At 40.8% G+C, this 4,585-nt stretch carries 2 protein-coding genes and 1 pseudogene; 1 reads left to right on the top strand and 2 read right to left on the bottom strand.

What is annotated here, in order from left to right; genetic code table 11:
* Positions 1-169 precede the first annotated feature (169 nt).
* Positions 170-781: a tyrosine-type recombinase/integrase gene (locus H1P_RS34995; RefSeq protein ID WP_144876343.1), complete on the top strand. Its 612-nt coding sequence runs from the start codon at positions 170-172 to the stop codon at positions 779-781.
* Between the two features lie 58 nt (positions 782-839).
* Here H1P_RS34995 and H1P_RS35000 read toward each other — a convergent pair whose 3' ends face one another.
* The gene (locus tag H1P_RS35000) at positions 840-1,403 is read right to left on the bottom strand and encodes a pentapeptide repeat-containing protein (protein WP_144876345.1); all 564 of its coding nucleotides are present in this window, start codon (positions 1,401-1,403) and stop codon (positions 840-842) included.
* A gap of 4 nt (positions 1,404-1,407) precedes the next feature.
* A pseudogene (locus tag H1P_RS35005) lies at positions 1,408-3,456 on the bottom strand (Tn3 family transposase); the annotation flags it as partial.
* Positions 3,457-4,585 lie beyond the last annotated feature (1,129 nt).

Consider the following 4,585-nt stretch of genomic DNA (forward strand, 5'->3'; position numbering starts at 1 on the left):
GGCGGAAATAGAAGGTTCGTGTCACCAGACGCAACAAGATTAAATTTTTTATTTTTTACGCCATTTTTGAGCTTGAACGATAAGAAATGCAAATGTTAACTTTGCCTAGTTCGTCTCCTTTTAGGCAAAGTATCATAAAGACATAAACACCAGCATGAGGATTTGACCCATGCTACAAATAACTGCCCAACTTCCGTTTTCGGCAAAGTTATTTTCTCCCCCACCTAAAAAACCATCAACCAGAGAAAGAGAATACCTGCGCTCGCCAGAGGTCAAAGCGATGATCCGCGCTGCCAAAAAAGTAGGTCGTCATGGTGTCAGGGATGGAGCAATGATTTTACTGATGTTCCGTCACGGACTGAGAACTGCCGAATTAGTAGCCCTTAGATGGACGCAGATAGATTTGGCAGATGGTTATATTGAAGTCCATCGAGTCAAGAACGGTCGCGATAGCATTCATCCCTTACGTTCGCCCGAACTCAGAGCATTACGCCAAATCCAGAGAGACTATGCCGATACGAGCTATGTTTTTGTTTCCGAACGGAAAGCCCCTCTCTCAAATCGTTCCATCCGCCACATTATAACTAGAGCGGGAGAATTAGCTGGTCTTCCCTTTCAGGCTCATCCCCATCAACTGCGTCATGCCTGTGGTTATTATTTAGCTGCTCAAGGTCATGATACCAGAGCGATTCAGGATTATTTGGGGCATAAAAACATCCATCACACAGTTCGCTATACTCAGATGTCACCTCAACGGTTTGAAAATTTCTGGATGGATTAATTCATACTTTTCATTAAAAAGGAATAGTATCATCGGGGTCAGGAAGAGTGTAATGAAGCTAAAAAGGGATAATATCATCGGGGTCAGGAAGATTACAGTGAATTCCATCTCGGAAAACACCATTTTCATCAAACGTATTTCTGTAGAGAATAGTCCAGTTCTGATTGATATACTCAGGGACAATATGAAAACCGCTACTTCGTCTCATATTTCTCAAATCACAATCCTCAAAGATGAATTCATCAAAATAAGCTCCAATGATTTGACCATTTTTCCAATCGCAATCTACAAATTTTGGACCAAAACAACATCCTTCCATAACCGCAAATTGCAGATTACATCCAATTAACTTAGGGATATAACAACAAAACCACCATTCGCTACAGGAAAAATTGCAATTGGTGAAAATAGTTTGTTCAACACGATAAGTATCTTCGATAGCGACTGGAACAGACTCAAAACTGACAGCATTGAAAATAGCTCCAGTAAAATCAACTTCCTCCAATTTGACTCCATCCAAACTAATATATTGCAAAATAATGCCTCGAAAATCTCGCTCTCCAGCAGCATATCGGGCTAATAATTCTTCTCTCGTTATGTTCTGCATATCAAAATCTGACATTCTTCTAAGCCACTAATGGTTGCGATAACCTTGAAATCCTCTCCTTCATATCCAACTTAAACAACCCATAAGGATTCACATGACTGAAAATCAAAGGCGTAATCGCCTGTAAATCCCTTGCCGTCAATCTCTTCTGCCAATGCTTCTGCGCCAGTACGCTCTGAATCATCAAGGTGTTCACATACACCAGACAAATCTGTAATAGATGCAAAGACAATACCGATAACTCCTGACTCTCCAAACGATTAGAAGCAAACTCACCACCCTTGCCGTAGAAGATAAAATTATTAACCCCATTCCATCTTTCTACCACATTCAAACCTTCATTAATCTCTCTGCGTATGGCTTCGGAGTCAAGATACTGACAGAGGAAAATAGTTTTAATTACCCTGCCCAATTCCATTAAAGCCAGATAAGTAGGATGTTTGAAGGGATTTTTACTAAACCGCTTGAGTATGGCTTCGGTTTCTGCCGTCCCCAGCCTCAAGGCAGTGGCATACTTGACCATCTGGTCGTATTGTTGGCGAATCAAATCCCAGTTTATCGGACGAGTCATTACGGGTTCTAAATTGGGGTAAGCATCGGGTTGTCCAGCTTGAGGTCGATAGAGTTTCTGTACCTTAATTCTTTTCAGCCTGGGCATTAACTGAAAACCCAACAGGTGAGTAAAGGCAAAAGCTACCTCGCTTTGACCGTGACTGTCTACATAATTCTTTTTTACCTCCATGCTGGTACAGTGCTTCAAAACCCCATTAATCATCGCGGAGACTTCACTACTAGAGCAGGTTTTAAGTTGGGAATAGATACAGGTAGAATTCTTTTCCACGTGCCAGTAAATCATTACCCCTCGTCCCCCATAGCGGAGATGGTACTGGGTAATCAAGTTTTGTTCCCAAGCACCAAAATGCTTACTGTCACTAGCACAGGTAGTAGTTCCTTCGCCCCAGATATGAGGCAAGCGAATTTCAAAGGTGGCATTGACTACCTCGGCTATGGCACTGCGTAACTGGTCTTTGTGAATGTAGCGACGGCGGACATAAATTAAATCCTGATAGTTCTCTCCATCTATCCCCGTATTGATTCTCTTCAATCCCGTGTTCGTCCCCATGCCAAATAGACAGAGTAGCAATCGTTTCTGTAATGTATCTCTGTCTAGTATTTCTCTAGTCCCCATACTCTTAAACTTACGGGTAAAATCTACTCGTAAATCAGTCTCCTTGAGAATGTCCAATAGGCTAGTTTTATGCCAGAGACGGTTGATTTCTCCCTTCAATTGTCTGAGATTAATCGGGTCTGGTAGAGCATCAAAAGGGCTAAGTCTGATTAAGCCTTTATTGCCTTTACCTCCAATAGTCACGCCTTTATTTCTAGGCATTCCTTTATCTAATTTCTCTAATCCTGACTCCATCTGCTGCTGCAAACCAGAGATGAAAGTTTCTACATCTTCAGGGAGAGTTAAAGCCTGATAATAAATCTGACGCTTGGTTTCAAAGTCTGTAGGCAAGTCATCATCGGGATTGCGATAGCGATTCGCTCCGACTACCCAAATTTCCTTACAGCATAGTCTTTCTCTGAGAGCTTTGAGGACGCAGATTTCATAGTTGATGCGGTTAATGCGCTCGTTTCCATCGCTATCTGTCTCCATGAGGATTTCTTTTGCTCCAGCTTTCAATACTCCATCAATGGGTATCTCTTCGGTGGAATCGTAATATCTAGTTTTGCTGTGAGCGTATTTCTTTAATAGCTCTAATGCCTCAATAACAGGGCGATGCAGGTCGTTATTAGACCGAAATTCTAACACCTCTAACAATTGGGGAATCATACGACGGTAGTGATTCGCAAAGGATGCTCGCATGACATTGTGAACCCTGCGCTTGTAAGCCAACCCCGTTGCTTTATATTCGGCAACCAAGTCTTTGAACGTTTTAAGAGATACCACAGGAAAAATAACCCGTTCGATAGTCCCACTTGGTTCGGCAATGGATACTTCAGCAATCCGATATAGCAAGTTAGTTTTGCCCGAAACCTTTTTGAACTCTTCGATTAATTCCTCTGTATCCCAATTTGTTTTAACCATTTACTCACTTTTCCTGAGAAAGATTACTTGTTGAAGAAAGTATCTCTTGGAAAAAGAATTGGGCAGGAAAAGTTTATTAAAAGTGCAGGTTTATTAGCGATTGTCAAACACGGCTAAAAATAAGTATTTGGAAAACTTATGAATTGGGAGATAAATCGAGGGAATAAGTTGAGTATATTCAAAGGCTATAAGTCAGACATTGCAACGGTTTCAAGGTTAGGTTGCGTCTGGTGACACGAACCTTCTATTTCCGCCTATTAATATCTGTGAAGTATATTTGATAGTTGAGACTGAAATTCAACTTGATTGTTCTTCTAAAATCTCTGACAAGTATTGCTCACTATATCCCTTCTTTAAAGCACTCTTAAGTTGCTCCCTTAAAAAGTATACTTTCTCGTAATCTCAGTTCTGATTTAGTTAGGAATAATTTTCAATCTACAATCTCCAATTCAGTAGAGCGAGTAAATTTAGTTGCTCTTTGGTTAATTTTATTTCTTTTCTCTGTAGTTTCTTTTTTAGTCAAGATAGATTTCAAAGACTTGTAATAACAACAAGTACATAATCAACCGTAATTACTATCTTTAGACAAGGCACAGTTCTCTACTCAGTTATACTATCCAGAGAGAATTTTTACCTAATTAAATTTAATCGTGAGTTCTTAATTAGATTTGTTCTCAATCCAACTAAATTCTGTTTTCTTTTGACCAGTAGCTCTCTCTTAGAATTAATCGAGGGGTCAAGAAATGGTTGTAGTCACTACACAATTTTTGCCTATCGGCATCGCGTACCGCTAAAATTGCCGTGAGCCAAAGGGTCAACCCCTCTGGACACCCCAGATTGATTGGTGGGAGGTTTTGAGTTGATGGTCTTTTAGGGAAAAGGAGAAAGGGGAAAGGTGTTTATAGATGTCCCTTTGACCTTTGACCTTTGCCCTTTCTCCTCCCCTAACCAAGAATGACAAAACACGACCCAAAACCGCGAGAGAAAACCTGTACAAAGTTGGACAGGCTTCTCTCAGCTAAGGGCGCGAAGGGGGCTTCAATAGACAATAAATTTAGTGGGTAAACAGATTAATAAAAATACAAGCCCCCTTGCGCTGGGGCGA

It is taken from the genome of Hyella patelloides LEGE 07179, assembly GCF_900659865.1.
Lineage (GTDB): Bacteria > Cyanobacteriota > Cyanobacteriia > Cyanobacteriales > Xenococcaceae > Hyella > Hyella patelloides.